This is a genomic window from Halovalidus salilacus (assembly GCF_031852275.1).
Taxonomy (GTDB): Archaea; Halobacteriota; Halobacteria; order Halobacteriales; family Natrialbaceae; genus Halovalidus; species Halovalidus salilacus.
Genome location: NZ_CP134700.1, coordinates 535,867 through 553,037, shown reverse-complemented (window position 1 = coordinate 553,037; position 17,171 = coordinate 535,867). Strand labels below are relative to the sequence as shown.

General features: G+C 68.1%; 15 protein-coding genes. 7 read left to right on the top strand and 8 right to left on the bottom strand.

Annotation, left to right across the window (positions count from 1 at the left end; translation table 11 throughout):
• The first annotated feature begins 424 nt into the window (after window positions 1-424).
• From RJT68_RS02750 to RJT68_RS02740, 3 genes are all read left to right on the top strand, one after another.
• Window positions 425-2,833 (top strand): rhodanese-like domain-containing protein, encoded by a 2,409-nt coding sequence (locus RJT68_RS02750; RefSeq protein ID WP_407038853.1) that lies wholly within the window; start codon window positions 425-427, stop codon window positions 2,831-2,833.
• A complete protein-coding gene (locus RJT68_RS02745) occupies window positions 2,834-4,135 on the top strand; it encodes a Coenzyme F420 hydrogenase/dehydrogenase, beta subunit C-terminal domain (RefSeq protein ID WP_407038852.1) in 1,302 nt (433 codons plus the stop codon).
• Window positions 4,136-4,231: 96 nt separating this feature from the next.
• Window positions 4,232-4,897 carry a helix-turn-helix domain-containing protein gene (locus RJT68_RS02740; protein ID WP_407038851.1) on the top strand — a complete coding sequence of 222 codons (666 nt, stop codon included), beginning with the start codon at window positions 4,232-4,234 and terminating at the stop codon, window positions 4,895-4,897.
• A gap of 160 nt (window positions 4,898-5,057) precedes the next feature.
• Here the strand turns inward: RJT68_RS02740 and RJT68_RS02735 are convergent, their stop codons facing one another.
• Window positions 5,058-6,257, bottom strand: a complete 1,200-nt coding sequence (locus tag RJT68_RS02735; RefSeq protein WP_407038850.1) for an MFS transporter — start codon at window positions 6,255-6,257, stop codon at window positions 5,058-5,060.
• A gap of 303 nt (window positions 6,258-6,560) precedes the next feature.
• Between RJT68_RS02735 and RJT68_RS02730 the strand changes: the two genes are divergently transcribed.
• A complete protein-coding gene (locus tag RJT68_RS02730) occupies window positions 6,561-7,568 on the top strand; it encodes a TAXI family TRAP transporter solute-binding subunit (RefSeq protein ID WP_407040308.1) in 1,008 nt (335 codons plus the stop codon).
• Between the two features lie 123 nt (window positions 7,569-7,691).
• The gene (locus RJT68_RS02725; protein ID WP_407040307.1) at window positions 7,692-9,674 is read left to right on the top strand and encodes a TRAP transporter permease; all 1,983 of its coding nucleotides are present in this window, start codon (window positions 7,692-7,694) and stop codon (window positions 9,672-9,674) included.
• Window positions 9,675-9,774: 100 nt separating this feature from the next.
• Here RJT68_RS02725 and RJT68_RS02720 read toward each other — a convergent pair whose 3' ends face one another.
• The 6 genes from RJT68_RS02720 to RJT68_RS02695 all read right to left on the bottom strand — a co-directional run bounded on the left by RJT68_RS02720 (window position 9,775) and on the right by RJT68_RS02695 (window position 14,637).
• Window positions 9,775-10,542: a Nif3-like dinuclear metal center hexameric protein gene (locus tag RJT68_RS02720; protein WP_407040306.1), complete on the bottom strand. Its 768-nt coding sequence runs from the start codon at window positions 10,540-10,542 to the stop codon at window positions 9,775-9,777.
• Window positions 10,543-10,691: 149 nt separating this feature from the next.
• Window positions 10,692-10,877, bottom strand: coding sequence for a hypothetical protein (locus tag RJT68_RS02715; RefSeq protein ID WP_407038849.1), 186 nt, complete (start codon window positions 10,875-10,877; stop codon window positions 10,692-10,694).
• A 72-nt stretch (window positions 10,878-10,949) separates the two neighbouring features.
• On the bottom strand, window positions 10,950-12,122 hold the full coding sequence (locus RJT68_RS02710) for a M24 family metallopeptidase (protein WP_407038848.1): 1,173 nt from the start codon (window positions 12,120-12,122) through the stop codon (window positions 10,950-10,952).
• The gene (locus RJT68_RS02705) at window positions 12,119-14,026 is read right to left on the bottom strand and encodes a UvrD-helicase domain-containing protein (RefSeq protein WP_407038847.1); all 1,908 of its coding nucleotides are present in this window, start codon (window positions 14,024-14,026) and stop codon (window positions 12,119-12,121) included. Before RJT68_RS02705 ends, RJT68_RS02710 begins: the two co-directional genes overlap by 4 nt.
• Before the next feature lie 110 nt (window positions 14,027-14,136).
• Window positions 14,137-14,295: a DUF7563 family protein gene (locus RJT68_RS02700; RefSeq protein WP_407038846.1), complete on the bottom strand. Its 159-nt coding sequence runs from the start codon at window positions 14,293-14,295 to the stop codon at window positions 14,137-14,139.
• A 156-nt stretch (window positions 14,296-14,451) separates the two neighbouring features.
• The gene (locus RJT68_RS02695) at window positions 14,452-14,637 is read right to left on the bottom strand and encodes an HVO_0416 family zinc finger protein (protein WP_407038845.1); all 186 of its coding nucleotides are present in this window, start codon (window positions 14,635-14,637) and stop codon (window positions 14,452-14,454) included.
• A gap of 209 nt (window positions 14,638-14,846) precedes the next feature.
• On the opposite strand from RJT68_RS02695, the gene ubaA reads away from it, so the two are divergent.
• On the top strand, window positions 14,847-15,719 hold the full coding sequence (ubaA, locus tag RJT68_RS02690; RefSeq protein ID WP_407038844.1) for an SAMP-activating enzyme E1: 873 nt from the start codon (window positions 14,847-14,849) through the stop codon (window positions 15,717-15,719).
• A 57-nt stretch (window positions 15,720-15,776) separates the two neighbouring features.
• Here ubaA and RJT68_RS02685 read toward each other — a convergent pair whose 3' ends face one another.
• Entirely contained in the window at window positions 15,777-16,652 is an 876-nt protein-coding gene (locus RJT68_RS02685; RefSeq protein ID WP_407038843.1) for a glycerophosphodiester phosphodiesterase, read from the bottom strand.
• Window positions 16,653-16,782: 130 nt separating this feature from the next.
• Here RJT68_RS02685 and RJT68_RS02680 point away from each other — a divergent pair, with 130 nt between their 5' ends.
• Window positions 16,783-17,097: a hypothetical protein gene (locus RJT68_RS02680; protein ID WP_407038842.1), complete on the top strand. Its 315-nt coding sequence runs from the start codon at window positions 16,783-16,785 to the stop codon at window positions 17,095-17,097.
• The last annotated feature ends 74 nt before the right edge of the window (window positions 17,098-17,171 follow it).

Genomic DNA, 17,171 nt, shown 5'->3' with positions numbered 1-17,171 from the left:
CGTTCGAGGGAGTTCTCGACTACCGTGCCCGCGATTACCGCGGGGGATGCTGACGTGATCGGTGCGAATTACGAGGTCAAATTTGCCGCATACGGTGACGAGCGCCGGGGCTCGAGTCCGGCGCGGGCGGGCCACCCCCGGTGGCACGTTCCCGCGCGTGCGGCGCCATAAAGACGCGACGTACGAAGGGTAACGAATCCGTCACGAGTCGCGACGATTCCCTGCCGTCGTCCCGGAGCCGCGGTACGGTTTACCCGTAGGGGCAGGTGAAAGGGGTGGTGGCGTCAACCGACGGGTACGGCATGTATATCCGAGATATTCGACGGTTCGCACCGACGCCTTCGTCCGCGCTCGAGCCGCGATCCGAGCGCGATCGGACGAGCGCGTCGAGCGGCGACCCACTATTTCAGGGCGGTGATACGAGATGACCGGCGGCCCGTCGGTCGTCACCCCCGAGTGGCTCGACGGCCACCTCGAGTCGGTGACGGTGGTCGACGTCCGCTCGGCCAGGGACTACGAGGACCTGCCCCGAATCCCGGGGGCGGTGAACGTCCCTGTCGAGCGATTCAGGGATCCCTCGAGCGTGGCCGCCGGGAAGCTCCCCGCGCCCGAGGACTTCGCCGAGGCGCTGCGCGAGGCGGGGATCGCTCGCGACGATCCGATCGTCGCGTACGACGACGAGAACGGAGTTCTCGCGGCGCGGTTCCTGCTCACCGCGGAGGTCTACGGCCACGACGGATCGCTGTCCCTGCTCGAGGGCGGCCTCGGGGCGTGGCGGGAGGATCGGCCGACAACGACGACCGAGCTTTCCGACCCGGAGCCGAGCGAGTACGAGGCCGCCCTGGCCGACGACGCGCCGCTGGTCGACCGCGAAGGGGTCGAGGCGGCCGTCGAGGGCGACGCGGTCGTCGTCGACACCCGGACGCCCGCCGAGTACGCCGAGTCCCACATCCCCGGCGCGGTCCAGCTCGGGTGGGAGGACCTGCTGGCCGACGACGCGGGTCGGCTGAAGCCCGACGACGAACTCGAGGCGCTGCTCGCCGAGAAGGGGATCCGACCCGAAAACGAGATCGTCCTCTACTGCAACACGGCGCGACGGCTCAGCCACACCTACGTCGTGCTCCGGGACCTCGGCTACGAGGACGTCCGGTTCTACGAGGGGAGCCTCACCGACTGGGTGCGCGCCCGCGCCCCCGAGTGGGACCCGGTCGACCTCCAGGAGCGGGTTCGCTCCTTCTCGGGCCACGGCGGGTTCGAGGCGATGATCGAGGAACTGGGCGAGGACGTCATCAACCGGTTGAAACTGGTCGGGCTCTACCACCAGAAGCAGGAGGGGTACTTCATGCTCCGGACGCGGGCGCCCGGCGGGATCCTGACCGCCGAGCAGGCCCGCGTCATCGGCGAGGTGTCCGACGAGTTCGCCCGCGCGCCCGAGGAGTACGGCGGACCGGACCAGAACCCCGTCTTCGGCGACGGCTACCTCGACGTGACGACCCGCCAGGACGTCCAGATGCACTGGATCACGATCGACGATATCGACGAGATCTGGGACCGCTACGAGGCGGTCGGCCTCTCGACGCTGCAGGCCTGCGGCAACTCCGTGCGCAACGTCGTCGGCTGCCCGGCCGCCGGCGTCGACGCGAACGAGACGATCGACGTCCGGCCGATCGTCGAGCGCGTCAGCGAGCGCTTCCTCGGCGATCACCACTACGCGAACCTCCCGCGGAAGTTCAAGATCTCGATCACTGGCTGCTGCGAGAACTGCGCCCGCGCCCAGATCCAGGACCTCGCCTTCACCCCCGCGATCAAGGACGGTCGGGACGGCTTCGCGGTCCGCGTCGGCGGCGGCCTCTCGGACGGCCCCCGGATCGCGAGCGACCTGGACCTGTTCGTCGAGGGCGACCAGATCGTCGACCTCGTGGCCGCCCTGGCGGACCTCTTCATGGACCGCGGCAGCTACCTCGACACCGCCGTCAACCGCCTGCGCTACCTCGTCGAGGAGTTCGGCGTCGAGCGCTTCCGCGAGGAACTCGAGCGATACGCCCCCTTCGCGTTCGAGGCGCCCGACGAGGTGCTGACGACGGGCTACCGCAACGACCACGTCGGCGTCCACGCCCAGGACGACGGCGCCAACTACGTCGGCCTCAACGTCCCCGTCGGCCGGATGGGCGGCGACGAGTTCGTCGAACTCGCGCGGCTGGCCGAGACCTACGGCGACGGCGAGGTTCGGCTGGGACCGAACCAGAACGTCCTCGTCCCCCACGTCGCGGACGACGACCTCGAGGGTCTGCTCGCGGAACCCCTTCTCGAGCGCTACAGTCCGGATCCCGGCCCGTTCACGCGGGGAATCGTCACCTGCACCGGGCGTGAGTTCTGCACCTACGGGATCATCGAGACGAAGAATCGGGCGATCAAGTGGGCTCGGGCGCTCGACGAGTGGGCCGAGGCGGTCGGCTTCGCCGACGAGCACGACGTCGTGCGCGTCCACATGTCGGGCTGTTCGGCCTCCTGCGCCCAGCCCCAGGTCGCCGACATCGGCCTGCGCGGCGAGGTCTACCGCGACGACTACGAGTCCGGGCGGGCCGCGGACGTCGGCCTCGGCGGCGACCTCGGCAACGACGAGTTCATCGACTGGCTGGTCGGGAGCGTCCCGATCGACGAGATCCCGTCGGTGGTCCGCCGAACGCTGCTCGCCTACGACGAGGATCGGGAGGGCGACGAGTCGTTCGCCGACTGGGTCCGCCGGACCCCGGAGTCGACGCTGCAGGGGGTCATCACCGGACGGGACGGCGCGACCGCTCCGACCGTCGGCGCGGGCACGGAGGTGAGCTAGATGTCCGGCGCAGACCGACCCGCGCCGTCGGTTCCCACGCGGGGGATCAAGGGCGTCGGCGGCGACCCGCGCGAGCGCACGAGCGACGTCGCCGAGGCGCCGGGGAAGATCTGGTTCCGCGACCTCGACGAGGCCGTCATCGAGGCCGACCGCTGCATTCAGTGCGCCTCGTGCGTCGCGGCCTGCCCGTCCGACTCGATCGGCATCGACGCCGAGGAGGGCCGCCCCACCCTCGTCCGAATGTGCACCGGTTGCTCGCGCTGCTGGGACTACTGTCCGCGCAGCGGACTGCGCTACGAGCGGGTGATCGAACTCGCCCGCGAGGAGCGCGGCCTCGAGGAGCCGAAGACGTACGCCGCTCGAGCGGCGGGCGCGCCGGCCGCCTCGGACGCCGCCGACGCACCGCGCGCCCCTCGAGCCGACGCGAGCGCCGTCGAGTCCGGGCAGGACGGTGGCGTCGTCACCGCGCTGCTCGCCGACCTGATCGAGGCTGGCGACCTCGACGGCGCCATCGTCGCCCGCGAGAGCGACGAGGAGCCGTTGAAGGGCGAAGCGACGCTCGCCACCTCCCGCGAGGATCTGCTCGAGGCCGCCGGCAGCGTCTACAACCAGACGATGGCCCTCGGTCAGATCGACGACCTGCTCGCCGAGGCGGACCTCGAGACGGACGACCCCCGCCTCGCGTTCGTCGGGACGCCGTGTATGATCCAGGGCGCGTCGGCGCTCGAGCGCTACGGCCACGAGTCGGCGGATCCGATCGCGCTGACGGTCGCGCTCATGTGCACGCGCACGTTCGAGCACGAGCGGCTGCTGTCGACCGTCTCGGACTTCGGCGTCGACCCCGCGGACGTGGCCAAACTGGACGTCACCGGCGGCGTCCTCACCGCGACCGACGAGGACGGCGAGACGCTCCTCGAGGCTGACGTCGACGCGTTCTCGGCGGCCGGCTTGCGCGGCTGCGACGAGTGTTCGGACTTCGTCGGCGGAGCCGCGGACGTCAGCGCGGGGAGCGTCGGCACCGACGAGGGGTGGACGACGGTCGTCGTCCGAACCGAACGCGGTCGGGAGGCCTGGGAGCGCGCCGACGGCCTCGAGTCGACCGAGATCGACGTTCCCGAGGCGATGGACCGCCTGGCCGACTGGAACCGCCGGCGCGCGAGATCGATCGTGCCGCGGGAGTACGACCCCGAGAGCCCGGTCGGCATCACCTACGAGGAACACCGCGCGGCCTACGACGGCACGGATCGGGAGCCTGAGCCGTTGAACCCGGCCCGCGTCCACCAGTACGAGGAGTGGTGCTGAGGCCCTGACTCGTCCGCCCAGTGGAACCCACCCGGAATTCCCACGCCGTGGCAATTACTGACCCGGGTTAAATCCGTCCCGAACCAAGGGGTTCCTATGACGGGCTTTCGTGCAACAGTCGCGGTTCGCAACCCCCCGGGGTGTCCGGTCGCGAGCGTCTCGACGCGCACCGACGCGCCGGTCTCTTCCGTCGTCAGGTCCGGCGGACCGACCGGCGAGGGAACGGCGGTCGAGGAGTTCAGCGTCGACTCGGGCGTCGGACGGGAGGCGCAGACCGAACTGAGCGGCGACCTCGCGGTCGAGTTGACTCCGGTCCACGAGTCTGAGACGGAGAACGTTTACCGGTTCGAGCGCGACCCCGGCGGCGCCTGCGCCTGCGAGATCGTCGAGCAGTCGGGCGTCCCCCTCACGTCCATCCGGGCGCGGGACGGCACGCTCTTGCTCTCGTTCCGAACGCTCGAACTCGAGGCGATCGCGGAGATCGTCGATAACCTGCGCGAGTACGCCGACGGGGTCGTCGTCGAAGAGCTCACCCAGACCGGCGACGAGTCGACCGCCGACCCCGTCCTCGTCGACCGCAGCGAACTGACCGACCGGCAACGCGAGATCCTCGAGACGGCCCACGAGATGGGGTACTTCAGCTATCCGAAGGGCGCGAACGCGACGGACGTGGCCGAGGAACTCGGCGTCGCCAGGTCGACGTTCACCGAGCACCTCGCCGCCGCGCAGACGAAGCTCATGGACGCGATCCTCGAGGGGTGATCCGGCGGCGGCCCTCGAACGCGACATCGGTCGTCGACCGCTCGAAAATGCTCGGATTCACGTGCGCACGTTCACCACGGGTCTAATGCGAATCGATCGGTAGCATCGTCCGACCGCACCGAGGCACCCGGTCTAAATTCGTCCGAGGTGAGCGCGTCGGTCATGCTCCCGATGCGGCCGGATCGTCTATCGTCGACGGCGTTCGAACGACCCGTACGAGGAGGACGGCCGCGACGGCCGCGATCAGGGCGAGAAACAGCCACGAGGACCGGTAGCCGACGACGTCCGCGAGGTAGCCGAACGCCGGCGGAGCGACGAGCGCGCCGCTCGTGAGCGCGAGCTGTCCGCCGGCGGTGGCGCCACCCATCTCGTCGGCCCGAACGAGCGTCGCCATCACCGAATAATAGACTCCCGTGTATCCGAGGACGAAGAATCCGAGCGCGGAGAACGCGACGACTGCGCCGAGTTTGGAGGTCGTCGACGCGACGACCACGAACATGATCGCGCTCGCGACGGTCTGGACGAGGAGGATCGATCCGATGCGGATCCGCGGTTCGCCGGGGAGGGCGTCGCACAGCCACCCGGTGGTGATCCGACCGACGCTTCCGAACAGTTGGACGAGCGCGAGGACGACCCCGCTGAACGCGACCGACGCGCCGATGGACTCCTCGACGTACAGGACCGTGTATCCGGTCGTCGTGAACAGGCCGGCGCCCAGAAAGAGACCTGCGACCGTCAGGACGACGTACGGCCGGTTGGTGAGCAGCGCCCGAAAGTCGGGATAGGCCGCTCGTTCGCCGTCGCTCCCGCCGGCGTAGACGCGGTAAAACGCGACCGCGACGATCACCCCCAGCGCCGTCGCGACGAGGAACCCCGCCTGCCAGAACAGCGCGCCCGCCAGACCGGTTACCAGCAGCGCGCTGAGGCCGCTTCCTCCCGTCACGCCGACCTGCTTGATCCCCATCGCGAGGTTCTGCGTCCCCGGTTCGACGTTGTCGAACACCGCCTTGTTCGTCCCCGGCATCGCTGTCCCGTACAGCGATCCGAGGAGGAAGACGGCCGCGAGCAACGCCGCGTACGTCGACGCGCCGGCGACGGTCGCCGTCCCGGCCGAGAGTCCGACCAGGCCCAGCGAGAGCGTCACTCGTTCGCCGTACCGATCCGTGAGCGCACCTAACGGAAGCAGGAAGGCCGCGTAGCCGAGGGTGAGCGTCGTCACGACGATGCCGACCGAAAAGCGGGAGAGACCGAAGACGTCCCGGAAGAACGGCGTCGCGGCGAACACGCTGTAGTAGCAGATGCTCGCCGATATCTGCCAGAGCGTGATCAGCGAGATCGTTCGCAGATTCGACCTGTCCATCGACCGGCGTCAGTTCGAAGATCAGTAAAATAATTGTGCCGTTATCGAACCGTCGTTTGTATTACGAGCATGACAGGTAATATTGATTACTAATAGGGGGTGAACTATATATTTTCATACGTGTGGTGAATACACCAGGCCTAGTACGAAAGCTAATGGTGTTTTCCGCCATACGGCGGTATTATTTATACTTTTAACCCGTGGATTTATTATCGACATAATCTTTAACAATATATTTTTATAGAACCAGTCGAATCTGTGTCCTACATGTCTGAGAAGAGTTCTCAAACGAGACGAGACGTGTTGAAGGCTGGCGCCGGACTCGGCGTGGTCGGCGTCGCCGGCTGTCTGGGCAGCGACGACAAGGTGACCGTTACGATCGGCGGAACATCCTCCGGAAGTTCGACGCAGGCGGCGGGTCAAGCGCTCTCCCGCGCGGTTAACGAACACGGCGACGGCTCGTTCAACGTTTCGGTCCAAGAGACCGAAGGGTGGACGGCGAACCTCTACGAGTACGACGACGACCAGCTCAACGCGATGGGCGTCGACAACAACTCCATCGCGAAGGCGATGGAGGACGAGGATCCGTTCGACGAGGATCCCGTCGACAAACTCCCCCACCAGGGATTCATGTTCACCGCCCTCCAGATCCACTGGGTCGGCCTCGAGGGTAGCGGCCTCGAGTCCACCGCAGACCTCCAGGACGGCGGCTACACGATCTACCCGATTCAGCCCGGGTTCGGTACCCGACTGCTGACGGAAGAGATCATCAAGAACGCCGGCCTCTGGGAGGACAACGAGATCAACAACTCCGACACCGGCGACATTCCCGGTCAGGTCGAGGAGGGGAACGTCGACGCCCTCTGCCTCTACGGTTCGAACGGCATGGAACTCTCCGGATGGTGTCAGGAGGTCGACGTGCGCAGTAACGACGGACTCCACCTGCTCGAAGTCGACGATAACTTCCGAGGGGCGATCGAGGATCACCCCGGCGCGATTCTCGAGGAGTTCGAGCCCTACGGCTACGAGCAGGACGTCACGAAGGTGACCGATACGGTCGTCTCCTGGACGCTCGCTGCCCAGTGGGCCTTCAGTCCCGAAATCCCCGCCAAGGTGACCAAGGAACTCGCTCGAATCTCCCTCGAGCACCACGACACGCTCCGCGAGTCGGACAACGCGACCCCCGAGTTCGACCTCGACTTCATGACGTCGACCGTCATCGAGGGGCTCGAGGTCCACGAGGGAGTCGCCGACTTCTTCGAAGAGAACGACGCCTGGGACGACGCCTGGGAGCGCGGCGAAGCGGAGTAACCGAGTTCGAACGACACCCACCACCTACTTACAACAATCTGATCAATGGGACTGAACAAAGATAGTGAAGACAAAACCGACGAACGGGGGACCGACGACGAATTCGGGGACGAACAGAACTCCATGCTCGAGGAGGCGGCGCCGCTCTCGGTCGCCGATGGACTTCGTGGAAACTTCGAACTCGCGGTCATCGTCGGTTCGATTCCGTTCTGGCTGATCGTCTTCTGGTACTCGCGGACGCAGATGATGGCCCGCGGGCGGTTCGGAACGATCTTCCTCGGCGGCGTCCTCCTGCTGTACCTCCTGCTCGAATTTCCCGACCCGCTCGAGGAGCGAAACTGGGTCGAAACGGCGATACTGTGCGTTTCGGGGATCGTCATCCTCGTAGCGACGGTGTACCTCTCGGTTAACTACCAGTCGGTCGTCATCGACCGAGCCGGCCACGCCTACGACTACGAGATAGCGCTCGCGCTCGCGTTCTCGGCCGTGATGATCTACATGACGTGGCGAGCGTTCGGGATGACCTTCCTCGGCGTCGTGATCGTCGGCATCCTGTACGGACTCTTCGGCCAGTACGTTCCCGGTACGCTCACCCACGGGGGGCTGTCGCCCGAGCGGACGCTCCGAATCATGGTGCTCAGCGGAGACGGGTTCTACGGCTCGCTGACCCAGCTCGTGGCCGCCTGGATCGCGCTCTTCCTCCTGTACGCGGGGATGTTGAAGGGCTACGGTGCGTTCGACCTGATCCTTCGACTCGCGGTGCGGTCGGCGAAGTACCTCGACTCCGGCGTCGCCCAGACCGCGGTGGTCTCGAGCGCCGTCATCGGGTCGGTCAACGGAAGTCAGACCGCGAACGCGGGCATGACGGGGTCGTTCACGATCCCGCTCATGAAGAAAAACGGCGTCAAACCAGAGACGGCGGGCGGTATCGAAGCGGTCGCGTCGACCTCCGGGCAGGTGTTACCCCCGGTTATGGGCGCGGGCGCGTTCATCATGGCGTCGCTCATCACCGGCGTGACCTACGGCGACGTCATCATCGCGGGACTGATCCCCGCGGTGATCCTCGTCGTTTCGATCTTCATCGCCGTCCACTACGTGTCGGTCCCGCAGATCGACGATCCGTCGATGAGCGGCGTCTTCGACGAGAGGTTGACCCGCCTCGAAATAACGCTCGAGGCGATTAAGTTCGGCATCCCGATGCTGATCCTCATCTACCTGCTCGGCTACGTCCAGGTCACGGTGATGACCGCCGCGCTGTGGACGGTCATCTCTATGATGGCCTTCGGCGTCGCCATCCCGCTCCTCCAGGCGGGGGTCGAGGGTGGAAGCCTCGGTGCCACGGCGGTCGAGGTTTCGAAGCAGACGATCGAGGGATTCCGCCAGGGCGTCATCGTTCTCGCGCCGGTCACGATCATCCTGGCGTCGATCAACGGCGTCGTCGACATCCTGATGGCGACCGGCGTTCCGGGAAGCCTCTCGCTAACGCTCATGAACCTCTCCGGCGGCGTTCCGATCATCGCGTTCATCCTCGCGATGGGGATCTGCATCATCCTCGGGATGGGGATGCCCACCACGGCGGCGTACACCGTGGTCGCGCTGCTGATCCAGCCGACGCTCGAGAGCCAGTTCTTCGTCCCGGAGCTTGCCTCCCACTTCTTCGTCTTCTACGCGGCGATCCTCGCGGGCCTCACGCCGCCGATCGCCACATGCGTCGCGGTCACCGTCGGTATCGCCGGCTCCGAATTCTGGCGAACCTGCCTCGAGGCGATCAAGATTTCGGCGCCGCTGTTCATCCTTCCGTTCGCGTTCCTCTACCACCCCGAACTCGTCGAGGGCGAGTTTACGATGACAGCGCTTCGATCCGGCGGATTTGCGCTACTCGCGGCCGTGGCGATCATCCACGGCATCAACTTCCAGTCGAGGTACGACCGCGGACTGACCTGGCTCCTCAGGATCGTCTTCAGCTGCGCCGGCGTCGTCGCGATGGTTCACCCCGCGACGCTCGTCCAGGCCGGCGCGCTGGGTCTCGTCGTCGTCCTCTACGCGATCCAGACGAACCTCGGGCGACCCGAACCGATCGCGGCCGGAGCCGGCAAAGAGCTGTAACCGGGATCGCTGCAGCCGCTGCCAGGGACTCGATTTCGACCGATCCGATTTTCGCGGCGAACGACCGCGCCGAGCGGTCGCGTCGGCGGCTCGAATACCGCTACATCCTCGTCGGTGCCTCGAGGTAGGTCGTCTCGAGCCCCCACCCCTCGGCGAGTTCCTGCAGCGCCCGCACGCCGAAGGTCTCGGTCGCGTAGTGGCCGGCGAGGAGGACGTGGATCCCGGCCTCCTTGGCCTCGTGGTAGGCCTGGTGTTTCCCCTCACCCGTTACGAGGGCGTCCGCGCCGACCGCCTCGGCCTCCTCGAGCCAGTCGACGCCGCTGCCGGTGACGATCGCCACCTCCTCGATCTCGTCGGGGCCGAACTCGAGGACGGGGATCGGTCGCCCGCCGGTCTCGAGTTCCGACGCGAGACGCTCCCGGAGGTCGTCGACGGTGTAGGGCTCCGGCGCCGTGCCGCGCTGTCCGATGTGCTCTGGTCCGTACTCGCCGAACGGTTTCCGGTTCTCGAGGTCGAGAACGTCCGCGACGCCCGCGGCGTTCCCGAGTTCCTGGTGGCCGTCGAGCGGGAGGTGGGAGACGTACAGCGCGAGGTCGTTCGAGAGCAGCGCCTCGAGGCGGTCGTGGGTTCGGCCGGTCACGCGCTCGAAGCCGCCCCAGGAGATGCCGTGGTGGACGACGAGGACGTCCGCGTCGGCCTCGATCGCGCGCTCGAACGTCTCGCGGACGCCGTCGACGGCGACGGCGACGCGCTCGACCGTCCCGTCGTCGGGGCCGACCTGGAGGCCGTTCGCGCTGGCGTCGAGGTCGGCGAAGTCGGCCGTTCGAAGCTCCTCGTCGAGTCGGTCGACGAACTCGGAGAGTTCCAGTGCCATGGGTGGCGATTGTGCGCCCGGGGGCTTGAACGCTCGGCGTTCGCCTCCGGTTCGAGGGTGGCCCGCGTCGCGACTCGCGTTCCGCTTCGCGTCGAATCCGTTCGAACCGCCTCGTTTTCCCGTCGAACCCGATCTCCGTGCGATCAGCCCTCGCTCTCGAGGGTCGTCGCGCCGACCGCGTCCTGCCGACTGTCGCCGTCGAGTTCCCACATTCGCGCCACGAAGTGGGCCTTGCAGTAGTACTCGACCGACTCGAGCCCGGTCACCTCGTTTCGCAACGTGAGCTGACAGGTTGCCTCGTTCGAGCACCCCGACGGATGGTCACACATGGCTGTCTACCGTTCGTACTCGGTTGACGGTGATATCCTTGTCGGCGATCCGGTTCGTTCCGGCCGGGGCGGTCACCGGCCGTCGAGCACCGCTCGCGGGTCGAGCGACCGCGAGGGGGCGGCGAGCCACTCGACGCCGTCGCCGTCCGGCCGCCGCAGGAGCAGGTCGGCGAGCCGAATCCGCGGCGCGCCGGCCTCGGCGCCCACGGCGACCTCGAGACGCACGATCGAGCCGTCGCCGATCGTCTCGCGCGACCGGCGGGGCCGTTCGCGCGCTTCGAGGCCGACCCCCGAAACGCGGGCCTGGACGCCGCTCTCGTCGCCGAAGCCGAACGACCGGACCTCCGCCTCGAGGTCGCCCTCCACGGCCGCGACCGACTGCTCGTCCGCGGTGAGCATCGCGCCCGCCGAACGGAACGACTGGGTCAGCGCCACGTGGGCGCGGCGCTCCGGTCCGCCCTCGGGGTCCACGACCAGCGTGCGGACGAGTCCGCCGTGGTACCCTCCGGCGGTTCGCGGCGCGACCGCGACGACGATCGGATCGCCCGGCCGGAGCGGTTCGCTCCCGCGGGCCGCGGTGCGGTCGCATCCCCCGTCGGACGCGACGATCGTCCGGACCTCGGTGTTGCCCGCCGGAAACGCGCCGCTCGCGGCGACGGTCTCGTCGACGGCGATCCGGAGGCGGTCGCTCGTCACCGGGTCGCCGTCGCGTTCGAGCGCGCCACCCTCCCCGACGGTCGCGTCGGCGAGCACCCGCGCGGCGGCCTCGATCCCGGCGCTCGCGGCGCGCTGGGCCGCTTCGATCGCCGCCCGTTCGTCCTCGGTCTTGGTCGCGCGCGCCCGCTCCACGACGTCGGTCGAGGCGAGCGAGAGCCCCGCGTTCTCGAGGTGGAGGGCGGCGTCGTGCGGAACGTGCGCCGGCGTCAGCACCCGGCCCGAGACGCCGCGCTCGGCGAGTCGGTCCGCGAGGTCGGCGGCCGGGTGCGTATCCGGCGTTCCGTTCGCTCCGCCGACCAGCCACTCGTCGCCGTCGTACGCGACGGCGCGGAGGGCACCCGATCGGCGGCGGTCGACGTCGGACTCGGGATCTGAACCGGCGCCGACCGCGTCGAGGCAGTACCGAATCGACGGGTCGCGCTCGAACCCGGCGTGGACGAACGCCTCGGCGTCCCTCGAGTCGAGTTCGTCGTCGAGTCGGTCGGTCAGGGAGCCGCGGGTCGTCACGGCTTCGCGCCCGGCGCTCACGGCGCTTCCGCTTCGGCCTCGACGGGGTCGCCGCCGTCCTCACCCTCTTCGGGCAGCTGCGCCCGTTCGATGAGCTCCTCGAGGCTGAAGTCGGTGAGACGGTTGTACAGCAGGACGTCGACCGGGAGCGTGGGTGCGCCGTCGACGAGGTTCTCGAGGATGACGAGCCGCTCGCGGGCGCGGGACATGCCGACGTAGAAGACCCGCCGCTCGTTGTCGGTGAGGACGGGGACGGGCGAGGTGGTCTTGGTGAACTCCTCGCCCTCGGGCAGCCCCTCGACCTGGGGGCCGTCGCCGTCGGTGGGGTCGTCCTCGATGGTCGCGACCATCTGCTCGACGACCTTCTCGGTGAGGTCGGTGGCGACGAAGACGTGGTCGGCTTCGCGCCCCTTCGCGGAGTGGATGGTGCCGACGCGGACGCGGTCGGTGTCCATCCCGCGGTAGGTGCCGATGGCGAAGTACGCCTGGATGGACTTCTTCTGGAAGTTGGTGACCTTCCGGACCATGTCCGAGGCGGAGGTGGGGCCGGGCATGAACGGCACGTGCTCCTCGATGACCTCCCTCGGGACGGTCAGGTCGGTGAGGTCGTCGACGTCGGCCTCCTCTTTCAGCTCGTCGATGGCGTCGAACAGCTCGTCGCGCTCGTTCGTCCCGAACGCCGAGTCCATCAGCATGTCCGCGAGCCGGCGGGCCTGCAGTCCGTCGACGTCCTCGCCGTCCTCGATGGCCTCGACCGCGCGGACGTACTGGGTCAGCCGGTCGGTCCACATCCGCTGGTCGGTGAGCGAGGAGAAGGGGACGCCCTCGGTGATGAACTCGTCGATGAACTGGAACATCTGGTAGCGCGCCCGGAAGAGGATCATGATGGTGCCGTCGCCCTCGACGAGCGTCTGGCGGACCATGCGGACGAGGTCGAGCATCGACTTGTTCTGGTAGCCCTCGACCGATCCGCCCTCCTTTCTGGGCTTCAGGTCCTTGTCCTGGCGCTTCTCGATGTGGCGGATCTCCTGGTTGACCGCGTTCAGGACGTTCGAGGGGAGTCGGTAGGAGTTCGGGAGGATGACGTCCTCGTCGACCTCCTCGTCGAGCAAGAGCGCGGGATCGGCGCCCTGCCACGAGTAGACGACCTGGTCGTCGTCGCCCGCGATCAGGACCTCCTTCACGTGGGGCTTCCACTCCTGGTAGACGGCGTACTGGAGGGTCGTGATGTCCTGGAACTCGTCGATCACGAGGTAGTCGACGTTCGGGACCAGCGAGCGCTGCTTGACGCGCTCGAGCATGTCCGCGAAGCCGATCTTGCCCTGCTCGCCCTTGTAAGTACGCCAGGCGCGGATCGCCTCGGGGACGTCGATCCGGTCGTCGTCGGAGGGCCAGGTCGGGGTGTACTTGTTGCCCTCCTGGGCGTTGGGGTCGATCTCGGGCGGGAGGCGGACCTCCTCGACGTCCCACTGGAACGGGACGTCGTACCAGTCGGCGACCTCGCGGCGGGTCCGCTGGAGCCACTGGCTCGTGGCGATGATCTTGTTGCCGATCGTCGTCGACCGGGCCGTACGTCGCCCGGCGCCGGAGTACTCGTCCTCGAACTCGAGGCCGTAGTCGTCGCAGAACTCCTCTTTGTCCTTCTCGCCGATGACGTCGCCCCTCGAGAGGTCGAGGAGGTCGTACGCCTTCGCGTGCATCGTACAGACGTTGCCCTGCAGCGCGCGGGGGCTCTCGCCGAGGCGCTCGGCGAGCCGCTCTCTGACCTCCTGTGCGGCCGCTCGCGTGTACGAGACGACGAGGATGTCCCGGAACGTGACCCCCTCCTGCTCGAGGATTTCTTCGACGTGATCGAGAAGGGCGGTCGTCTTACCGCTGCCCGGCCCACCGAACAGCCGGGTCACCTTCGTCTCCGTGGTAGCCATTGTAGCTGTTCAGGCGCGCGATACCCATAAGTCACGTGGGTTTCGCGCGACGAAAATTACTCGAGGAGGGCGCGCCGTCGCCCCGTCGCAGTCGGCGGTCGACCGTCGGCTCAGGCGTTGCGCGTCGATCGGGCGGTTCGAACGTCGGCCCCGTCGCGGATCTTGTCCGGACACTCCGGGCAGACGCGGGGGTCGTCCTCGTCGCGGGGGGTGAACACTCGTGCGTACGCGCTCGTCACGAACGCGCCGCAGTTCTGACAGGTCGGCATTTATCTCACCATCGTGTGGTACGGTATTTATGTATTATAACACTATCGAACGTTCACGACGACCCGCGAAGCGCCGACTCGAGGGGGCGACGGGTTGCGGACGACAAAATCGGAAAATCGGCCGCCGGAAGACGCCTTCGGCGGCGACGATGGTACTCAGTCCTGCGGCTCCCACCCACAAACGGTACAGGATCGCGCCGACGTGTCGTGGAGTCCCCCGCACTCGGGGCACTGCTTCTTGTTATAGTCGCGCTCCCAACCTACTCGCTCGACGGAGTGGCCGCGGTCCGCCAGGAATTGGTCGAAAACGTCGTCACCGGCACCGTTGGGTGATGATGCCATAGACACTGATTAGCACACTACGGTATTAAATCATTGGTTCAGGAGAGAACCTGCCTCATTCGGTCTCGAGAACCGATCGATTCACCGATCAGTCCCGTCGATTGATCCGTCTCGCCGGGCGACCCCGTCGGGCGCACCGTCCCGGCCTCCGACCTTGCGACCCGGGAGCCACCCGCGTACTTTTCTCGCTCTCCCCCGTAGGTCGACCCATGAGCGACCTGCGCCTCGACGCGACCCAGCTCGACCGGTACTCGAGACACGTGATCATGGACGAGGTCGGCCCCGAGGGACAGAAGCGCCTGCTCGACGGCTCGGTGCTCGTCGTGGGGGCGGGCGGCCTCGGCTCGCCGGCGATCCAGTACCTCGCCGCGGCGGGCGTCGGCCGCCTGGGGATCGTCGACGACGACGTCGTCGAACGCTCGAATCTCCAGCGCCAGATCGTCCACGGCGACGACGACGTCGGCCGCCCGAAGGTCGAGAGCGCCGCCGACTACGTCGCCCAGCTGAACCCCGACGTCGAGGTCGAGACCCGCGAGGCCCGTCTCACCACCGAGACGGTCGAGGGGCTGCTCGAGGGGTACGACGTCGTCCTCGACGCCAGCGACAACTTCGCCACCCGGTACCTGCTCAACGACCACTGCGTGCTCACCGGGACGCCGCTGTCCCACGGCGCGATCTACCGCTTCGAGGGGCAGGTAACGACGTTCACGAACGACCGCGGCGACGAGGGCGACGGTGACGAGTCCGGTGCGGCTGCCGACGGCGAACGCCCGCCGTGTTACCGCTGCGTCTTCCCCGAGGCGCCCGAACCGGGCACCGTCCCCGACTGCGCGACGACCGGCGTCCTCGGCGTCCTCCCCGGCACCGTCGGCTGCATCCAGGCCACGGAGGTCGTCAAGTTCTTACTCGGGAAGGGCGACCTGCTCGAGGGCCGCCTCCTCATGTACGACGCGATGGGGATGACCTTCGAGGAGGTGCCGGTCCGCCAGAACCCGGCGTGTCCCGTCTGCGGCGAGGATCCCGAGATCGAGTCGATCCACGACGCCGCCTACGAGGGGACCTGTTCGCTGACGGCGGACTGATGCCGTCGGTTCGCTCCGCTTTCCTCCCGCCTCGCACTCCCCGTTCTTCCCCGGTTCTCACCCCCCGTTCGACCGGACCGATCCCAGTCCCGGGTAGTCGGCGACGATCCCGTCGACGCCCGCGTCCGCGAGCGCGTCGAACTGGTTCCAGTTCTCGACCGTCCAGACGTTAACCGCCCGGCCCTCGTCGTGGGCGACCTCGAGCGCGTCCACTTCCGGTTCCTCGCACTCCGGTCCGTTCCCCGACAATCCGGCGTAGGCCTCCCCCGCCATCGGTACCCCCCGGATCGCGTTCCGCGGCGGGTGGATCGCCTCGCAGTCGTACCGGCGGGCGATCTCGAGGCCGCCCTCGAGGTCGCCCCAGACCAGCGGCGCGGCGGCGTAGGCGGGCCCGACCTCGCGGACGGCGGCGATCGCACCCTCGTAGAACGACGAGAAGAGGATCTCGCCGCCGAACGCGTCGCAGTCGGCCACCACGCGCTCGACGAACGGCTCCCAGACCGCGCGGCGCTCGTCCACGTCGTCCGCCGCGAGCGCTTCGCCGAACCGAAGGTCCAGATCGGGGACGTCGGTCCCCTTCAGTTCGACGTTGACGCCGACGGTTTCGGGGACCGCCTCGAGCAACTCCGCCAGCGGCGGGACGGTCTCGCCGGTTCCGAGCACCCGCGCGGCGCGCAGATCCTCGAGGGCGGTCTCCCGAACCGGCCCCTCGGCGTCGGTGATCGGCCGGCCGTCGCGGGGCCCCTCGAGGCGCTCGTCGTGGAAGACGACGGGCGTGCCGCAGGCCGCGGGCCGGACGTCGATCTCGAGCATCGCCGTCTCGTCGTACTCGGCGGCCGCGACCGCCGCCGCGATCGTGTTCTCGGGGGAGACTCCGGCGTAGCCCCGGTGGGCGATCACGCCCGGTGCGGACGGGGAATCGGACTCGCTCATGGCTCCCCGGACGCGGGCGATCCTGAAGAACGTGGAGGTCGGAGCTCGCCTCGTCGCCTCGTCCGTTCCTCGCCGGGCGCTCGTCCTGTGCCTGCCGGAGGTTGATCACCCCGCCCGTGGTACGGCCCCTATGACGAACGGCGACGCCGGCGGCGGTCCGAACGACTCGCCCCAGTCCGATCTCGATCCAGAGGACGCACTCGAGCGGGCAGAGGACGGCCTCGACCGCGCCGCCGACCTCGAGAAACCCGAGGCGATCGAGGTCCTGCGGGGCGCGCTCCGCGACGTGCGCGCCCTCGAGGGCGACGCCGACGAGGTGCACCGCGACCGCCTCGAGACGCTCGAGACGCGCCTCGAACAGCGGATCGCGGAGGTTCGCGAACGCGACGCCTACGACAGCGGGCTGGGGGCGGCGATGAACCCGGAGGAGGACGACGCGCCGTAGGCGCCCTCGCGCACCCGCCCGGTAACTCGGATTTCATCGGCCGCCGTTGGGCGGAAACGCGGGGTTTTGGGACG